The 20,475-nt window shown below is 32.1% G+C and carries 8 protein-coding genes; all 8 read left to right on the forward strand.

The genetic code is table 11. The features are described 5' to 3' along the window. Window positions 1-137 precede the first annotated feature (137 nt). The 8 genes from WG951_RS00940 (at window position 138) to WG951_RS00975 (ending at window position 20,388) form a co-directional block, all read left to right on the forward strand. Window positions 138-2,978, forward strand: a complete 2,841-nt coding sequence (locus WG951_RS00940; RefSeq protein ID WP_105048346.1) for a glycoside hydrolase family 2 TIM barrel-domain containing protein — start codon at window positions 138-140, stop codon at window positions 2,976-2,978. A 34-nt stretch (window positions 2,979-3,012) separates the two neighbouring features. Continuing rightward, window positions 3,013-4,911, forward strand: a complete 1,899-nt coding sequence (locus tag WG951_RS00945) for a sulfatase family protein (protein ID WP_105048347.1) — start codon at window positions 3,013-3,015, stop codon at window positions 4,909-4,911. Window positions 4,912-5,808: 897 nt separating this feature from the next. Beyond that, the gene (locus WG951_RS00950; RefSeq protein ID WP_105048348.1) at window positions 5,809-8,868 is read left to right on the forward strand and encodes a SusC/RagA family TonB-linked outer membrane protein; all 3,060 of its coding nucleotides are present in this window, start codon (window positions 5,809-5,811) and stop codon (window positions 8,866-8,868) included. 90 nt (window positions 8,869-8,958) lie between these two features. Further along, window positions 8,959-10,425 (forward strand): RagB/SusD family nutrient uptake outer membrane protein, encoded by a 1,467-nt coding sequence (locus tag WG951_RS00955; RefSeq protein WP_170062877.1) that lies wholly within the window; start codon window positions 8,959-8,961, stop codon window positions 10,423-10,425. Between the two features lie 704 nt (window positions 10,426-11,129). Continuing rightward, window positions 11,130-12,629, forward strand: coding sequence for a sulfatase family protein (locus WG951_RS00960; protein ID WP_105048350.1), 1,500 nt, complete (start codon window positions 11,130-11,132; stop codon window positions 12,627-12,629). Window positions 12,630-12,638: 9 nt separating this feature from the next. Continuing rightward, window positions 12,639-15,389 carry a family 78 glycoside hydrolase catalytic domain gene (locus tag WG951_RS00965; RefSeq protein WP_105048351.1) on the forward strand — a complete coding sequence of 917 codons (2,751 nt, stop codon included), beginning with the start codon at window positions 12,639-12,641 and terminating at the stop codon, window positions 15,387-15,389. 182 nt (window positions 15,390-15,571) lie between these two features. Then, window positions 15,572-17,719: a BNR-4 repeat-containing protein gene (locus WG951_RS00970; RefSeq protein WP_105048352.1), complete on the forward strand. Its 2,148-nt coding sequence runs from the start codon at window positions 15,572-15,574 to the stop codon at window positions 17,717-17,719. A gap of 224 nt (window positions 17,720-17,943) precedes the next feature. Further along, window positions 17,944-20,388, forward strand: a complete 2,445-nt coding sequence (locus WG951_RS00975; protein ID WP_170062878.1) for a BNR-4 repeat-containing protein — start codon at window positions 17,944-17,946, stop codon at window positions 20,386-20,388. The last annotated feature ends 87 nt before the right edge of the window (window positions 20,389-20,475 follow it).

Raw genomic sequence — 20,475 nt, forward strand, 5'->3', positions numbered from 1 at the left:
CCAATAGATTAAATGATCTTATATTATTGCAAGACAGCTTAGGTAAAAGATGATAATAGGGGATTGAAATAAAATATATCTATAACAAAATGGACTTGTAAAAAAATAAAAATCATAAATATTAAATAATTATTAAAATGAAAAAACATCAATGGCATCACTTAACCCTATTCCTTTTTAGTACCATACTTTGTTTTAGTATTCAAGCCCAGCGCAAAATATACCTTTCTGGAGAAGACGCTACTACAGCTGTAAATTGGGATTTTAAAATAGATAAAGGCCGTAACAGTGGTTTTTGGACCACCATTCCTGTTCCTTCTAATTGGGAAATGGAAGGTTTTGGGTTTTACTTGTATGGTATGGATAAGGTAGAACAACGAATAACTAGTATTGGTAATTATCGTCATGAATTCGATTTTAAGAAAACATCTAATAAAAGATATTTTATCACCTTTCAAGGATCAATGACCGATACAAAAGTAATCCTAAATAAAAAAGAAGTAGGTTTCCATCAAGGTGGGCATACGGAGTTTAAATTTGAAATAACAAATTATCTAAAAGAAGGGACAAACCTTCTTGAGGTTAACGTTAATAACGCATCTTTAAATGAATCAATAAATGCTGCCGAAAGATTTGCAGACTATTGGTTGTTTAGCGGAATTTTTCGTCCTGTTTATATCGAGGAGGTGCCTAAAGAATTTGTAGAACGCGTAGCGATCGATGCCCAAATGACAGGTGATTTTACTATGAACGTTTTTACTAAAGGTATTAAAAACGCTAAAACAGTGTTAGCACAAATTTACGATGCCAATAACAATAAAGTAGGTGCACCTATAGAAACCAAAATATCAGACAACTACACTGTTGTTAAAGGTAATTTTAATAATATAAAACTTTGGTCTCACGAATTTCCTAATCTTTATACTGTAGAAATAGCATTAAAAAATAAGAAAGAAATAGTACATACATACAAACAAAAATTTGGTTTTAGAACTTTTGAAGTTCGGGATCATGATGGTTTTTATCTAAACAATAAACGAATTTTACTTAAAGGCGCAAGTATGCATAGTTTTCGTCCAGAAACAGGACGTACACTTTCTAAACAAGATATGGAAGACAATGTTCAGTTTATGAAAGACTTAAATTTCAATTTTGTACGTTCCGTTTGTTATCCTGCAGATACCCATTTCTTTGATTTATGTGATTCTCTTGGGTTACTGGTACTAGATGAATTACCTGGTTGGTGGCGACCATTAGATAAAGAAGTTGGACCCAAAATATTAAAAGAATTAGTGGTGCGAGATGTAAATCATCCAAGTATCATTTTATGGGGTAACGGTAATCATATGGCACATACACCAGAATTTGATGAGTTATTTGCCAAATGGGATATTCAAAACAGAAGACCTTTAAAAAATGAAGCGAAAGCAAATGATATTTTTGCAAATTATAACCCTAAGTGGGATATTGTAAATACCACTTATTATCCAGATTACGAATCGATAAAGAAAAATCTCTTTGAAGAAAATCACGTATATCTTCCCAACGAGGTATTGCATGCCTTGTATGATGGCGGTGGGGCTGCAAACCTAAAAACCTATTGGGATTTGTTTGAAAAATCTAAAGTAGGTGGTGGTATGACTATTTGGGCACTTTATGATGAAGGGTTGATGAGAAATGATTTGGGATATACAGTCGATAATCAAGACAATAAAGCTGCCGATGGTATTGCTGGTCCTAGTGCCGAGAAAAAAGGGAGCTCTGATGCTGTGCGTGAAATTTGGTCGCCAGTTGTAATAGCAAACAATAAAATCGATGCCAATTTTGATGGCTCTTTACAAGTACATAATAAATTTTCATTTGTTAATCTTAACCAATGCACCATTAATTGGAAATTGATTGACTTTGCAAACCCAGATGCTGCAAGTAACGGACATAGAACTATAAAAACAGGAACAGTAAATAAAGCGAATATAAAGGCAGGAGAAAAAGGACAATTAGTAGTCGCATTGCCAAAGTCATTTATTAAAAATGATGCACTTGTTATCGAAGTATTTGATAACCAAGGTCGCTTAGTGTATGATAAACGCTTACCTATTACAGAACCTAAAAATAGTTTTAGAGTATCAGAAAATAAAGCATTTGTGCAAGATAAAAAAGATGCTTTTACATTTCATAGAGGAAAAACAACACTTCGTTTTGATGAGTCTAGTGGAATATTAGTATCCGTTTTAGATAATGATAAAGCAACGAGTTTAGCCAATTTCCCTTTTCTTACCTTTAAAGCAGACGATGTATCTATAAAGAACCAGACATCATCAACATCAAAAGCAACTATTACAAAACAAGAAAATCAATTTATAATTGAAGCAACAAATACTAAAGGTTTTGATACTCTTAAATGGACATTAAAGCCTAATGGAGAAATAGCTCTAGATTATGCCTATACTTTAACAAAAGGCAAATATCATTATTCAGGTATAGGAATTGAAGTTGCAGCAAAAGATGTTAATAGAAAACGTTGGTTAGGCGAAGGGCCTTGGAGAATTTATAACAATCGCACACAAGGCGGTATTTTAGATGTTTATGCTATTGATAAAAAAATAAATATTCCGGGACAAGTTTATAATGGTCCCGAATTTGAAGGTTATTTTGCACCTTGGCATTGGGCTGTATTCTATTTAACTAACAATCTAAATGTTGGTTTTAAAAACAAAACAGATGTAACTTTAGGTGTATTAAACCCTGTAAATGGTAATGATCCTAAAAAAGCAACTTGGCATTATCCAAAACAAGAAGGGTTTTTCTTTTTTGATGAAATTTCAGCAGTAGGTTCTAAATGGAAACCAGCTAAGGTATTTGGTCCAGACGCACAGCCAATTCTAATAGAAAAACAAATAAAAGGTGCTGTATCAATGTTTATTAATTGGAATAAACCCTCTTTAAAAGCAGAACGTACTAAATTAGAAATAGAATAACTAAAGCAGATTAATCTTATTAAAAATTTAAATAATGATAATTAAAAAACTATTATTAGTATTCTCGATATTTAGCATAACAAATTTGGTAGCGCAAGAAAAACCGAATATTCTTTGGGTAACTATAGAGGATACATCACCACAGTTTATTGGTTGTTATGGCAATCAAGAAGCTAGAACACCTGTAATAGACAAACTAGCTAAGGAAGGGGTAAGGTTTACAAATGCTTTTTCTACAGGTAGTGTGTGTTCTGCAAGTAGAAGTGCAATAATAACAGGCGTGCATACATTTAAAATGGGTACTGGTAACCATCGTAGTAATTATACCATACCAAATTACATTAAAGGATTTCCATATTATTTACAACAGCAAGGTTATTATGTAAGTAATAATGTAAAAACCGATTACAATGTGGCCAATATGAGAGCTTTTACAAAAGAGGCTTGGAATGAAAGTTCTAATACCGCAGGATGGTGGAATAGAAAGCCAGGGCAACCATTTTTTTCTGTTTTTAATTTTACGGAATCCCATCAATCACGTACAATGAGCCAGCCTTATAATTGGTATCTAGAAAATGTATTAGAGCAAATTCCAGAAAAGGAAAGAATTGCCGAAGATGCATTTAAAATGCCTCCTTTTTATAAAGACACCCCAGAAATGCGTAAACATTTTGCGCGTGTTTATAATTCGATAAAACTTGCTGATATTAGAATAGGGGAATTATTAGATAGATTAGAAAAAGACAATTTAAAAGAGAATACTATTATTTTCTTTTATGCCGATCATGGAGAGGGCATTCCTAGAGGAAAAACCAATGGAATAAATTTGGGTTACCGTGCCCCTTTTGTAATTTGGTTTCCTGAAAAGTATAAGCATCTTTCTCCATGGGGAACTGCAGGTGCTGTAAGTAGCGAACTTATAGATTTTAAAGATTTAGCACCTACTATCTTAGAATTGGTAGGAGCTAAAATACCAGAGTACATGGTAGGAAGAAAGTTATTGGGCAAAAATAGATCTAAACCAGTAGATTATTTGGAGTTATCTGCAGATCGTGCAGATAATGGTCCAGATTTGGTTCGTAGTATTACGGATGGTAGATTTATGTATTCAAGAAATTTTATGCCGTATATTCCGCAAATGCGTTCTATTCGATATGTTGAAGTTGGCGATATTACTAAGGAGATGAGAAGTGATTTAGAAAAAGGGAACCTTAATAAATTACAGAAGAGTCTTTTTGAAGAACGTCCTATTGAATATCTTTACGATATTAAAAATGATATATGGGAAACCAATAATCTTGCAAGTAATTTGGAATACAAAGATATTCTAAAAAAGATGCGAAAACTCTTAGACAAGCAAATAATAGAAACGAGAGATGTACTCTTTTTACCTGAATATGAAATTGGGTTAATTTCACAAACTAGTACAGCTTATGAGTTTAGACTAGACAACAATAAATATCCGATAAAGCAGATTTATAGAGCTGCATCTCTTTCTGGTAAACGGACTGAGAAAGTAACAAAAAAACAAATTTGTTTATTAGAAGATTCAAATAAGTTTGTGAGGTATTGGGCTATTTTAGGATTACGTTCTCAAAGTTCAGAATTAATAAAGCCTTATAAAAAAGATATTATTTTAGCAATGAAAGATACATATCTTCCTGTTGCTGTTATGGCAAGTGCTATAGCATATCGAGAGTTTGGAGATTATGAAGCTCAAGAAAAATTAAAAGTATTTTGTAGTAGTAAAAATATGGAAATTGCCTTAATGGCTATCAATCAATTATTATATTTTAATAACAAACACCCCTTTAATGATACTGTTTTAGGTGTTTACGATATGGATGGGCGTGATTATAAAGTAAGAGCAGCTTGTCATGTTTTTATGAGAATGCAAAATATCGGAGCTAAAAACTTTAGTTACAAAAGGTAAAAAAAATAGACTTATTAGAAACTTTTAAAATATCATTTTATATGGTAAGCATATCAGAATGTCTATAGTAAAACGAAATACTATTCTTTAATTTTTTGGTGTTACATATTTAGAAATCAATATCAATTTCTCTAAAAGACTTATAATAAAAGAGTTAATAAATAAAATATTAAGAACCGCCTATAACATATTTAGTAACAAGAATTAAAGTTGATAAAGGTACTAGGTGTTTTTTTATAGTAGTTATTGCTTTTAGATAAGTTTGCTAAAGAGTCTGTAAATGTTTACAAACGCAGTTTTAGTAACACCTGTTTGTACACCTTATAGAGCCGCATTACTTAATGGAAAGTAGCCAATATTTACAGGAATGTTTATAAACGATTTGTATTTGCCAGAAGAAGAATTATGTATGGCCTAAATTTTAAAAAACAGAAGGCTAAGTTACAGTATATTGGGTAAAATAGCATTTAGAAGGTTATGGACGATCTAATTATATTCCTAAAAGAAGACTTCAGGGGCACAAAATTTTAATATTACTTATCAAATAGGGGACTTTGTGTTCTAAATATAAGATTTATACATTATAATTATCTGGTGACTCTTCCTTGTTAATTTTAATATGTTTTTGGAAAACTATCATGTAAAAAAGGATAAATACTTGTTAGTCTATGTGCTTTGCAAGACCTAAGTATAGATTTATTTTTTTTAAAAATTTACGTATTTATTTATATCGGTATATAAAAAAATCATACAACGAATCATTTTAACTATTAACATTAAACAAAATAATATACACAGGTCAAACCAAGACAAGATTTAATTTGATAAACAATATTTTTAAGAAATTATTAACCTAAAATTTTAAAAAAATAATAAACAAATTAAACTAAAAAGAAAATGAATGACCAACAATTAACTAAAAAGCCGAATTTAAAATTTTTGTTTCTCTTCTGTTTTTTTGCAAGCTTACTCAGCTTTGGACAAAAATCAATAAGGGGTACTATAACGGGGGTAGATGGCTCTCCGTTACCAGATGCTACAGTTCTAGAAAAAGGAACAACTAATGGAGTACAATCTGATATAGAGGGAAAATTTTCTTTAGATATAGCTAATGGTAATGCCACATTAGTAATATCCTATCTAGGTTATTTATCTAAAGAATTAGCTGTTAATAACCAAACAAATATTACAATTGTATTAGAGGAAGATGCTTCTGAATTAGACGAAGTTGTTATTATTGGCTATGGATCACAAAACAAATCAAAAATAACAGGGTCTGTTGGCTTTGTGGATAGTGCAGAATTAGATGATGCCATATTTACAGATGTCAGTCAAGTTCTTCAAGGAAGAACATCAGGAGTAAACATTATTAACGGTACAGGAGAGCCAGGTTCTCCTGCACGTATTCGTATTAGGGGTAATAATTCTATTAATGGTGATAATAATCCACTTTGGGTGGTAGATGGTGTGCCTGTTAGTGGCATTCCTAGTTTTAGCCCTCGAGACATTGCTTCTTTTGAAGTGTTAAAAGATGCAGCTGCAACATCTATTTATGGAGCAAGAGGGGCTAACGGTGTTGTTATCGTAAATACAAAAAGAGGTAAGAAAGGTGAAACTCAAATTAATGCATCTTCTACCATAGGTTTCTCAGAACCATTAGCAAGGTTTAATGTATTAAATGGGCAAACTTATGCAGCGTATAGAAATGAGGCTGCAGCAAATGGAGGTGGTGCTATCCCTTTTGCAAATCCATCTGATTTTGCTGGACAAGGGGTAGATTGGCAAGACCTTGTATCACAAACCGGAATAAGAAAAGAATTTGATGTATCTATGAGTGGTGGTGCAGAAAAAATGAATTTCTTTACTGCGGTAAACTATATAAATGAAAAGGGTATTTTCAAAAACAATGATTATGAAAGAGCTAATCTTCGTGCAAATATAGATTTTAAAGCCTTAAATGGTCTTTTAGATGTTAAATTAAGTAATGCCTTAACGCATACGGTAAGAAAAGGGGGTAGCTTTTCTGAAGGTGGTGAACTAAGTAAAAATCAAGGAGGTATTTTTAGTGCAGCTGCTTCAGAGCCATTGGTACCTATCGATTTTACAGGAAATGCATCAAATGGTCTCTTATTTCAAAACCCTTATCTTTATTTTACAGAAAGTCAAAGAAGAAGAGCCGAAACTAGAATTTTATCTAGTATTCAATCAACTATAGATATAGCAGAAGGATTAACCTTTACAAATAATAGTAGTGTAGATTTTTTTAATTCAAGTAATGGATTATTTACACCTGCACAACTGGGTGGAGAAGCATTTTTGGTTAATGGTAGAATTAGAACTTCTAGTGCAGAGCAATTTAATTTTGTTATTAGTAACTATTTAAAATATAGCAAGATATTTTCTGAGAAACATGATTTTAATATTCTTGTAGGGCAGGAGTATAATGGGTTTAATACTAGAAGTGTAAGTACTATCTCAGAAAATTTATCTACCAATCTTTTTGGTTTAGATAATGTTGGCGTTGCCGGAAGTCAACTTGCAAGTAGTAACAGAGTTGAGGCTAATTTACAATCCTTTTTTGGAAGGTTAGACTATAGTTTTAGTGACCGATATTTATTAAACGCAACTTATAGAGCAGATGGGTCTTCTCGTTTTTCTGAGAATAATAAATGGGGATTTTTCCCTTCTTTTGGAGGAGCATGGTTGGTGTCTAACGAAGAGTTTTTAGATGATTCTAAGATATCTAATCTTAAATTTCGTGTCTCTTGGGGGCAGGTAGGTAGTCAAGCTATTGAGCCATACCAATCCTTAAACCAGTTTCAATCAAACAATGTTTTCTCTACAATAGGTAATACTTCTAGCATTGGTATTCAGCCTGCCAACACAGCTGGTAATTCAGAATTGAAATGGGAAACCACTACCACTTTTGATATTGGTTTTGATCTTGGTTTGTTTAATAATGCTTTAGAATTTAATGTATCCTACTATAATAAGAAAACTCAAGATTTATTACAACTTGTAGGCCTGCCTGCTCAAGATGGGTTTAGAAATATTTTAGTAAACCTTGGTGAGGTTGAAAACAAAGGATTGGAAATTGGTATTTTTGCTGATATTCTTAGAAATAAAGAATTTAATTGGTCTAGTAGTCTTAATTTAAGTATGAATAGATCAAAAGTTTTGGATATTGGTACAGCACCTAGATTATTCCCAGCAGATGGGCAAGCATTTACAAATGTGTTTGTAAATACTAATGTATACGAGGTGGGGCAGCCAATAGGTGCTTTTTATGGTTGGAAAGCCGATGGTTTAATTCAAGAATCAGATTTTGATACCAGTGGAAACCCAACATTTTCTCCATTTAATGGAGGAGAAACTCTAGGAGGAAATAAATATGTTGACGTTACTAAAGATGGTGTTCTTAATATTGATGATAGAGTGGTTATTGGTGATCCAAATCCTGATGCTATTATTGGATGGAATAATGATTTATCGTATAAAGATTTTTCACTAAATCTATTTTTTCAAGCTTCTATTGGTAATGATATAGCAAATGCGTCGAGGTATATATTATCTACCAACTCTGCAAACACTTTACAAGAATACTATGATAACCGTTGGACGCCTTCTAACCCAACAAACAATCCTCGTTATCCTAGACCTGGTATTAACAACCCAGATACTTTTAATAGTTCTATTATAGAAGATGGTAGTTACTTAAGATTAAAGAATGTAACCCTGAAATATAATATATCTCTGCCAGAAAGATGGAAAACTCTTTCTGCTCTAGAAGTATCTCTTACTGGTACTAATTTATTAACAATAACTAATTATTCTGGTTTAGATCCAGAAGTGGATTCTTTTGATTCGTTTAGAGGTCAAGGTGGTTTATTTGGTCTTGATTTTGGTACCTATCCAACTACTCGTTTGATAAGTTTTGGAATAAATGCACAATTTTAATTTAAAAAAAAGAAAATGTTATACTTAAATAAAACTAAATTTTTTTCAGTACTAATTGTACTTTCTATTTTCCTATATTCATGTAACGACTTGAAAGAAGAAGTGTTCTCATTTAATACCCAATCTAATGCAATTGTAGATATAAAAGGTGTTGATCTGGCAATGAATGGTGTTTACGATGCTTGGATTTCTGCATTAGGTAACAGATTATTTAGATGGTCTATTTGCTCTGGACCAAGCCAGTATACGGTTTGTAGATTTGATCCTACTAATAGAGATGCACGTTATGTATCCTACCTTTGGGATCCTTCAGATCGATTTTTTACAACCCGAATTTGGACATTAGCTTATCAAACCATACAACGAGCAAATATTGTTATTGATGCAATTCCAAATGCAGATATATCTGAAGCACAGGCCGAAAACAGACTAGCAGAAGCTAGATTTTTAAGAGCAAACGAGTATTTTTTTATGGTTAGGTTGTTTGGTGGGGTGCCTTTACATTTAGTACCTACTAGTGAAGTAAATAGCGATTTACTTAATGGTAATTCATTGCCTAGAAATAGTGCACAAGAAGTATATGATGCTATTATTGCCGATTTAGAATATGCGCAAGATAAGTTACCAGCTACAAGACCAACAAATGAAAATGGACGTCCAACCTCTGGAGCCGTAAAAAGTTTATTAGGTGAGGTATATCTTCAAATGGCAGGTTTAAAACAGTCTAATCCTAGTTTAGGAATAACTGGAGGTAGCTACCAAATGGCTATAGATAAATTATTAGAAGTGGTAAACTCTAATGTTTATGATTTACAACCAACTTACAAAGATGTATTTGATACTAATAATGAATTTAATAATGAAATTATATGGGCTCAACCAAATATAATTGGTAATACATTTGCAGGAAATCTAATACCATGGGCTCTACGACCACCTAATACACCAGGTGCTGGTTCTGCTGGGGTAGGTGCTTTTAATGAATGGGCACTTTCATTAGAGTTTTACGAATCATTTGAACCTACTGACCCAAGGAGAGATGTTACCATGGCTTATAGTTATGAAGCATTTAATGGAGAAACGATTACATTTAATCAACCTCCATTTCCTGTTTTTGAAAACGGAATTACTACTTATGATGAAACTACAGGATTAGGTTTTAATAAGTGGTTTGAAGGTGGCGGTAACGGAACAAATTCAAATGAAAATGATGAAGTTTTTATTCGTTATGCAGATGTGTTGCTTATGCTAGCAGAGGCTTACGTGGGGGCAGGGAACTCTACTCAAGCTTTGCCACATATTAATAAAGTTAGAAACAGAGTTGGTCTAGCCTCATTGGGCAGTGTAACCTTAGAAAACATTAAGCAAGAACGAGCATGGGAACTAGCAGGAGAATATCAAGAATATTTTGATTTACAGCGCTGGGGTGATGTTGAAAAGGCTATGCAAGAAGGACCAGATGTTGTTGCAGATTATGCAGAAAGGTATGAAACCATGCCATTGCCGTCTGATGCCCTACAAGGTAATGGAAATCTTGTACAAAATGCTGGATGGTAATTATAAATTAGATAATCTTAATAGATTCTAAACAATAGGGTTTATTTAGTCTTTATAAGAAAACAGAGATAGGTTCAATCAAATATGGTATTGAATTTATCTCTGTTTTTGTATTTATACGATATAAAAAAAGACATAAACTTATGAATGATTAAAAAAACAAACTTTAAAAAATGCAAAATCATAAGTACCGATACGTTTAACCTTTTTTTATAACTCTTAATGCATCATCAATTTTTTACGATACAAATTTGGTAGCACAGGGAAAATTGAATATTTTTTTCTATTATAGAAGACACTCCACATCAGTTTATTGGTTGTTATGGAAATTAACAAGCCTAGCATGAGCAATTGACAAACAAGTAAATGAAGGGGTAAGGTTTTGTAAACCTTTTTAAAGGTTTTCGATATGGATGGACGTGATTATAAAGTAAGAGCAGCTTGTTATGTTTTTATGAGAATGCAAAATATAGAGGCAGAAAAAAGTAAGTAGTTTTATCAGAAGTTCTTAAAAATATCATTTTGTATAATAAACATATCAGAATGTATATAGTAAAACGAAATACTATTCTTTAATTTTGGGTGTTACACATTTTAGAAGTCAATATCTCTTTTTCTAAAACTTTCAGAATTAAAAAGTTAACAAATAAATTGTTAAAAACATCTTATAAAATTTATAGTAACAAAAATTAAAGTTGATAAAAATGAATACAAATAAGGTACTAGGTGTTTTTTTTATAGTAGCCATAGCGTTATCAAGTTGTGCTAATATCAAGAAAAATAAAAATACAAAAACTGTAATAGAATCTAAGAAGAAGCCTAATATCGTTTATATTTTAACCGATCAATGGAGAGGTTCGGCTTTAGGGTATGCTGGAGACGCTAATGTTAAAACACCAAATTTAGATAGTTTTTCTAAAGAAGCAGTTAATTTTACAAACGCAGTTTCGGTAACACCGGTTTGTACACCGCATAGAGCCGCATTACTTACAGGTAAATACCCAACTTCTACAGGTATGTTTATAAACGATTTGTATTTGCCAGAAGAGGAATTATGTATGGCCGAAATTTTTAAAACAGAAGGCTATTCTACTGCTTATTGGGGTAAATGGCATTTAGATGGTCATGGACGATCTAATTACATCCCAAAAGAAAGACGTCAGGGTTTTGACTATTGGAAAGCCTTAGAATGTTCTCACGATTATAATAAAATGCCTTATTATGATAATGAAGATACAAACATTAAATATTGGGACGAATATTCGCCTTTTGCTATTACCAAAGATGCTAATAAATATTTGAGTGAACACGCAAATGATGAAAATCCATTTTTAATGTTTATTTCTATTTCTACACCTCATTTTCCGCATTATAGCGCTCCTCAGAAGTATAAAGACATGTACCCAACGGAAGCGTTAAAAATCAACCCAAATGTACCTAAAAATTTAGAAGAAAAAACACGTAAAGAATTACAAGGCTACTATGCACATTGCACAGCAACAGATGAAGCTATTGGTAGTGTTTTAGCAAAAATTAAAGCATTAAATTTATCAGAGAATACTATTATAGTGTTTTCTGCAGATCACGGAGAAATGATGGGTGGTCACGGAGAAGTGCCTTTTACAAAACAATTAGCTTGGGATGAATCTACTAGAGTTCCGTTTTTAATAAGCTACCCAGGTATTCATCAAAATAAAGGAGCTGTAGTAAATGCTCCCATAAATACACCAGATATTTTACCTTCTTTGTTGGGTTTAACAAATAGTAAAGTACCAAATAGTATAGAGGGCGAAGACATCTCTCAGTTAATAAAAAATCCAGATCCTAATGCAGACCGTGTTGCTTTGATAATGGGAGTGAGTCCTTTTTCTAGCAGTTATAAAAATCCTTCTTACAGAGCTATTAGAACCAAGCAATATAGTTATACACGTAGTCCGCAAGGTGCAACTCAACTTTTTGACAACGTTAAAGATCCGTATCAAATGAATAATTTATTGGATAAACCAGAGTTTGAAACACTACAAAAAGACTTAGACGCTAAACTTAAAAAAGCATTAAAAGCTGTGGGTGATGATTTTAAACCCAAAGAATTTTATCTAAAAAAATGGAATTATGTATTGGATAAAAACAGAAAGTCTATAGATTATTGGAGTTGGGAAAAAGGAAACGGAGTTGTACAATCACCAAAAGCGGTTTCTAATTAATTAAAAAAGATGGATTATAAAATTCGAAATTTTCTAATAATACTTTGTTTAGCTTTTTTGAATGTATGTTGTGCTCAAAAGGTTAAACATATAGACGTAAAAGAATTAAGATGTGAATATTTGGTAAATCCTTTAGGGATAGACACTAATAAACCACGTTTAAGTTGGCAAATAATTGACGAAGCGTATGTTAGAGGTCAAAAGCAAACGGGGTATCATATACTTGTAGCTAGTAACCCAGAACTTTTAACTAAAAACAAAGGCGATTTATGGGATAGTGGTAAAATTAAATCATCGCAATCTGCTTTGGTCTCTTATGCAGGTAAAACATTAGTTTCAAATCAAGATTGTTATTGGAAAGTTCGTGTTTTTGATAAAGATGGTAAAGCTAGTAATTGGAGTAAATTTGCTCGTTTTTCTATAGGATTACTTGCTGATAAAGATTGGACAGCTTCTTGGATTAGACATCCCAATATGGATAAAGTTGCTAAGACTGCTGATAAAGAAAAAACAACTGAATTAGCAACAGATCACAAAACAAATCTTCCAGTAGAACAACATTTATGGTTTCGAAAAAAGCTAAAATTATCTGCTCCGGCTAAAAAAGCATTTCTTCATGTGGCTTCATGTGGTTATCACGAGTTGTATGTAAATGGTAAAAAAGCAGATAATCGGTTTTTGGCACCTGCTCAAACGCGTTTAGACAAACGTATTTTGTATGTTACTTACGATATTAGTGATTTATTGGTGAAAGGCGATAATGTTATAGCATTTTGGACAGGCCCAGGATGGTCTCGTTACACAACCTTCAATACATTTCAAGCGCTACGTGTTCAACTTAATGGCGAAGATGAAAAAGGAAAGTCGTTTTCTTTAGAAACAGGAAAAGATTGGAGATGCCATGCGGCTAACAGTAAAAACCGAGGGGAAATAAAATATAGAGATCACGGTGGTGAAATTGTGGATGCCAAACAATATATACAAGGGTGGAATTTAGCTGAGTTTGATGATACAAATTGGGATTTAGCAGAAGAAACAACCATTAAAGCAAAGCTTTCTTCTCAAATGATGGAGCCAACACGTATTATTGAAACAATTTCTGCTAAAAATATTTCTGGTGAAGAGACTTACTTTGTAGATTTAGGTAAGAATTTTACAGGTTGGGTAGAACTAAAAATAAGAGGACAGCAAGCAGGTGATGTCATAAAAATTAAAGTGGCCGATGATGATAAAACTGGGCAAGATTTTGGACAACTCAATGAATATATTTGTACAGGAATAGGGGAAGAGGTCTTTAGAAATCGATTTAATTATATAGCAGGACGATATGTAACTATTGAAGGTTTAAGGAAAAAACCAGAACTTAGTGATGTAAAAGGTTTGGTGCTTGCAACCGATATTAAACAGGTTGGGCATTTTACGTCATCAAAAGAATTATTTAATAAAATTTACGAGGCAGATTTATGGACCTATCGTGCAAACACAGTAGAAGGTTTTACCATGGATTGCCCACATAGAGAACGATTAGGGTATGGAGAAGTGGCCTTCGCAACCTCTTGGGGTATAGCGTTGCCAAATTACCAAAGTGGTGCATTGTACATGAAACATGTGAGAGATTGGGCAGATGTACAAACAGAAAATGGATGGTTTTATCATACTGCACCACAAATTAACCATCATTTTGGAGGGCCAATGTGGAGTAGTGCAGGGCTTAATATTGCTTCGGCATATTATCAGGTTTATGGTGATCAGCAAATATTTGAACGCATTTATCCATCAGCAATTAAGTGGTTAGCGTATTTAAATGAGCATGTAAAAAATGGCGTTCTTGTTAATTATTCAGAAAACAGAGGGAAATTTCTTGGCGATTGGGCTGCACCCAAAAAACGTAAAGAATGGGGAGATACACCAGAAGCACAATATTTTAATAACTGTGTGTATGCCATGAACTTGGCAGATGTGGTTCGTATGGCTAAAATACAAGGTAAAGAAAAAGACGCTGAGTTTTATCAAAAACGCTTAGATGTATTGAGAAAGGCCATACATCAGCACTTTTTTAATTCTGAAACAAATACCTATTCAAACGGAACTCAGGTACAACAAGCTTTTGCTTTAATGACAGGCGTTGCACCTAAAAACCTTCGTGATAAAGTATTTGCTAACATAGAAAAAGAACTTACAGATAATCAGGCTTATTTAGATATGGGAAGTTCTGGCTTACCCGTTTTATTTAAGTATATAATTGAAGAATCTGGACGAAGTGATTTGTTTTTTAAAGCACTTTCTAGTAAGGTACAACCGAGTTACGGGTACTTTATTGAGCGCGGAGAAAACACTTGGCCAGAGTATTGGAATGTAGATGTACCTAGTCGTATTCATACCTGTTACACTGGTGTAGCGTCTTGGATGACAAAAAGTCTTGCAGGTATTCGTCCAGATCCTTTGTCTCCTGGTTTTCAATCTTTCATTATTCAACCAATACTAGCAGGCGATTTGAGTTTTGTAGAAGGAAGTACGACATCCCTTTATGGGAAAATAAGTAGCCGTTGGGAGCGTAATGATAAACAATTAACATTAAATGTAAGTATTCCTCCTAATTCTCAGGCTACAGTTTATATACCAACAAATAATTTAAAAAGTATTACCGAAAACGGAAAACCAATGAAAAAAAGTGAAGTAGTAACCTTCCTTCGTTTTGAAAACGGAAATGCTGTATATAGAGTAGAATCGGGTAAATATAAATTTAAAGCTAGTATCTAAGCATGTTGATTTTTTATTAATAAGATCAACAAATAAAATAGTTTTGAATTTTAAAATTCAAAATTATGAGCTTCATATATTATTGTTACAACCTATAACAATAATATATGAGTATAGATATTGTGCTTTTTGTGTTAAAATGAATAAAGCACAAACAATTAACTAATTAAATAACTAAACTTATGAATGATTTAAAAGAACAAACATTAACTAATGCAAAAATTAGGATTACCTACACAATCAAACTATTTGCGATAGTACTATTTTTATTATCCTTTAAAAATACTTTTGCTCAAAAAGTAGAATTTTTAGAAAGAAGTGAAGTAACAAATGAAGGGTTATATTTTTGGTATCCAGATAAAAACGGAGAAAAAGTAAAAGCATTTCATTATGCACCAAGCATAAGTCCGAGAGGAGATTGTTTAACAGTTGTTAATGGATATATTTTCTTTGGCTGGTACAAAGGCGGTATGAAAAACGGTAGAGATTTAATGATTTCTCGTAAAAAAATAGGATCAGGTAAATGGGTTACAGTTCAATTACCTCATAAAAATACATTAATTGGCCCTAAGGTAAATAGCTGGGGAGATTCTCATAAAACTATAAGTATTGGTGTTAGTAAAACAGACGGTACAGTTCATGTTTTTTACGATCATCATAATGATCCACTTAAGTATATTGTATCTAAAAAGAATACTGCTTTTGCAAAAGATAGTGACTTTAAAATAGGTATGTTTAATAAAACGAGAGGGTATTTGGCTGCAGGACAAAATGTTACAATTACATATCCAGCGGTTACCGAAAATGATAAAGGTAATTTAATTGTTAATTACAGAAAAGGATCTGCAGTTGGTGGTAATGAAATGGTTCATGTATATAATGGATCTACAAGTACTTGGTCTAAAGCTAAAATGGTAATTAGAGGTTCTGGTAAAGGATTTGTAGAAACAAAAGATAGAAATTATGCCTATGCACCAGCACCTGTTTTGGCAGGAGGTGATTTATATTATGGTTTTTCTGTAAGATGGGCAAGAAAAAAAGCAGATGGTGTACTTAATGAAGGGGTGTATGTGGCAAACGCTGGATCTACAATGACCGGTGCTTGGAAAGACGTAGACGGAAAAACACAACCTATGCCAATTCAAGATTATTCTCCACTTTTAATAGATTTACCAGCAACTAAAGATGGTAAAGGATCTAGCGGAGGACCTTCAATGGCAGTAAGTGATAAAGGAGATATTCATATTAGTTATAGAGGTAGAGGTAACGATACTAAATATCATTATACCTATGTGCGTAAAGCCGGACAAACTGAATTTACAAAACACTCAGGAGTAGGTAAAACAGGTATTGCTTATGGAGACCGTATTTACAACACTTCTATTAATAAATCTAAAGGAATTATAACAATACAGAGTACAGCAGCAGGAGAATTTAAATACAGAAATGATCTTGTTTATCAAACAAAAGATACTTTAGGAAGCTCTGGTGTACGTTTAGTTGATGGTAATCTTGTTGTTATAGCAGAAGACAGAGGTGATACCAAAACAGATAGCCAAGGTATATTTTCTTATGTTTTTAAAATAAGTGATGATAATGTGTCTACACCACCGCCAACTAGTGGAGATATAACAGCATCTTGGTATAAAGTAAAAAATGTATCAACAGGTAGGTTTTTACAAGGTGTGCCTAGTAGTACTGTTATTCAGACTAATACAGGGCAAAGTGGTTACGATAAACAATGGAGACTTGTAAGAACAGGTACGGGTAGTTATTTTAATATAGATAACAGAAAAGCAAGTAACAGTAATAGTTCTGGTATGCTAGCAGAAGGTGCTAATAACACTATAGTAGGAACCCAAACAGAACCTGTAAAATTTCAAAGTGATAAGCAATGGTCTGTAATTAGTTTAGGTAATAATATTTATCAATTTAAATTAAAAAAGAATAATAGATTCTTATCTCAAAATAGCAGTAATAAAGGTGTGTTGGTAACATCTGGTAGTGCTAATACTACTAAATGGCAGCTAATAGCAACAAGTACAGCTTTAAGTAAAACATCAGAAAAAGAAAATATTTTACAAACTGATGATATTACTACGGTAGCAGTTTACCCAAACCCTGCAAGAAGTAGTTTTAATATTTCTTTAAAAGGTATTACAAAAGCAGATATTTCAATTAGTAACATGCTAGGTAAATTAATTTATAAAAACACAACTACTAGTGGTACTCTAGAAATAATAAATGAAGAAAAATTTGCTCCAGGCATTTATCTAATAAATGTTGTAGGAGATGGAAAATCTTATCAAAGAAAATTAGTAATTGAATAATTTTTTTTGATAAAAAATAGTTTTTTATAAAGGCCAGAGAAATTAATTTCTTTGGCCTTTTTTTTATTTTAAAAGTAAGTTAAAAAAAGGTTATATCGTTTTTAATCTATGCCCTCTTTTAAGAACTGCAAACTTTATTAAGTAATACAGGACAGTGTATAACAGTTTGTTGGGGTATTTTAATGAAATTTGTTGTAAATAAAATTTTTACTAATTAAAATAAAATGATAAAAACTACAATTAAAAAATATTTTAAGTTTTGTAACGAAAAACTAATATTGACTTTATTTCTTTTTTTAGGATTTAATAGCTCTATAAATGCACAGGTAATTTTAGAAAAAGAAGTTAAAATTTCTGATACAGCTTTGTTTTTTGATGGAAGTAAAGTAAATGGATCCGCAACAAATACTGGAGAAAATGCTCCTTATGATTATTTTTTCGGAAAAATTATTACACCTCATGGAGATTGTTTAAAAACTTATAAAGAGTTTGTATTTATGACTTGGTACAGAGGTGGTAAAGAAGATCGTCATGTAATGTTAACTCGTTATAATACAAAAACAGGAACTCAAAAAACAATAGAATTTCCTCACCGACATAGTGGTTACCAAAATAAATGGTGGATTGGAGAATCTCATAATACAATTGCTGTTGCCATTAGCCCTATAGACGGAACGATTCATTTATTATACGACATGCATTCTTACAGTAGAACAAGACCTTCTGATGGTAGTTTAAGTAATGATTATTTTAGATATTCTTATTCTCAAAAAAATGCAGCTTCTGTGGCTGATGAAGATTTTACACTTGATCAGTTTGTAAAAGATAATGAGGGTGATTATAAACACATTAGTTTAAACGGACAAGAAGATTATAGTTCATTTTCTGCCTTAACTTATCCTCAGTTTTTCTTAAACGATTCTGGAGACCTTTTTATGTATATGAGAGAAGGTGGTAATAATAATGGAGCCTATAAGTTTTCTAAATACACCGCTAATTCTTCTTCTTGGTCAAGTTTTACGCATTTTAACGTATTAAATGCAAAATCTAAAGGAGAAGCTTATAATTGGGGTTTATATGGAAATATGAAGTATGTAAACGGAAAAATTAGAGTTGGTTTTCAACGAAGATCTTCTAATAATAACGATAAATATCAGTATCAAAATGGTGTTTATTATGCGTATTCAGACAACCAAAGTGGTGCAGATAGTTGGAAAAATTATAAAGGAGAATCATTCTCATTGCCTTTAATTGATGCAGATAAAGCTAAAGTAACAGAGCCGGGTGATTTGGTTTCAACTACCGCAGCAAATAAAGTATATATTGTTGGTGGGTTTGATTGGACGGTAACAGATCAAGGAAATGTACATATAATTAGTAAAGTTAAAGACAACGAAAATAATGTTACTAAAAATGTACATACCTATAAAAAAGCAGGTGACGCAGACTTTACAACCACAACAGATTTTGCTGGTGCAGAATCAATTTACACTTTTGGTAATGATATTTATATTATTGGATTAAATAACGGACGCGTTTTTGTAGAAAAAGCAGAAGGAGGAACCAATAATTTTACAAGAATATATCAGGCTACTAATGGTAGAATATTTAATCACGGTAGAGTACATATTGCAGATGGTAAACTTTATTATTATTTAATGGAGAAAAAAACAGGGAATGCACAACCTATTTATTTACAAATAATAGATTTAGGAATTTTGCCTAAACCTTTTAATGTTTCTTTAGCAGCCCCTTATGATAATCAAGTTTTTAATACCACAGAAACTATTCAGTTACGTGCTAATTCATCTACAAATTCTGGTACAATTTCTAAAGTTGAATTTTGGGTTGATGGGCAATTGTATAGTGAAGATACAACTTCTCCTTATACAGGAGAATGGAGTACTCAAGCACCAGGTACGCACACTGTAAAAGCAATAGCTTATAATGATAAAAATGAAAGTTTGTCTTCTACAGAAGTTACTATAACAGTTAATAATAAAGATTTTAGTGATTTATCAGGAGATATTTATAGAATTAAAAATGTGGCAACAGGTAGGTATTTAGATTCTGAAGAATCAGCAGTAATTACAAGTGAAGTAGCTACAGGTGAGGATAAAGAATGGGAATTTGTAAAATCTGGAGATTTTTATAATATTGATAGTAGCGTTAAAGGAATTTTAAGGTTTGCAGGAGGATCTGCAGGAACAATTATAAATACTGGTTTTGCACCACCAAGAGTAGATGTAGATAAAATATGGACGGTAATTTATGAAGGAAATGGAGTTTATACTTTTGAAACCAAAAATTCTGGAAGATATTTATATAATGAAGAAGACAATACCGTTAGTCATTCATTAAATAAAGATGATAGAAGCAAATGGATTGTAGAATCAACAACAGCTATACTTAGTGTAAATGATAATCAACTTAATTTACAATCTATACAAGTATATCCAAACCCTGTAAAAGATCAATTTACAATTTCTTTAAAAGGAATTACAAATGCAAAAATATTTATTAGTGATATGTTAGGTAAAATTGTTTACAAAACAGTTACAAATAAAGAGAATGTATTGGTTACAGAAAAACTGAATTCTGGTATTTATATTATAAGAGTAATTAGTGATCATAATAAAGTGTATAACCATAAAATTATTGTAAAATAATTTTTAAATAGATTATAAAATTGATGAAGCTAGCATTGTAAAAAATGCTAGCTTTTTTTATACAGCAAAGTTTTTTTAGAGGAGTGT

Source organism: Polaribacter butkevichii (assembly GCF_038024105.1).
Lineage (GTDB): Bacteria > Bacteroidota > Bacteroidia > Flavobacteriales > Flavobacteriaceae > Polaribacter > Polaribacter butkevichii.

Coding starts and splice junctions, on each gene's coding strand:
- WG951_RS00940 (WP_105048346.1), top strand. CDS start 138: ATGAAAAAACATCAATGGCATCACTTAACCCTATTCCTTTTTAGTACC.
- WG951_RS00945 (WP_105048347.1), top strand. CDS start 3,013: ATGATAATTAAAAAACTATTATTAGTATTCTCGATATTTAGCATAACA.
- WG951_RS00950 (WP_105048348.1), top strand. CDS start 5,809: ATGAATGACCAACAATTAACTAAAAAGCCGAATTTAAAATTTTTGTTT.
- WG951_RS00960 (WP_105048350.1), top strand. CDS start 11,130: ATGAATACAAATAAGGTACTAGGTGTTTTTTTTATAGTAGCCATAGCG.
- WG951_RS00965 (WP_105048351.1), top strand. CDS start 12,639: ATGGATTATAAAATTCGAAATTTTCTAATAATACTTTGTTTAGCTTTT.
- WG951_RS00970 (WP_105048352.1), top strand. CDS start 15,572: ATGAATGATTTAAAAGAACAAACATTAACTAATGCAAAAATTAGGATT.
- WG951_RS00975 (WP_170062878.1), top strand. CDS start 17,944: ATGATAAAAACTACAATTAAAAAATATTTTAAGTTTTGTAACGAAAAA.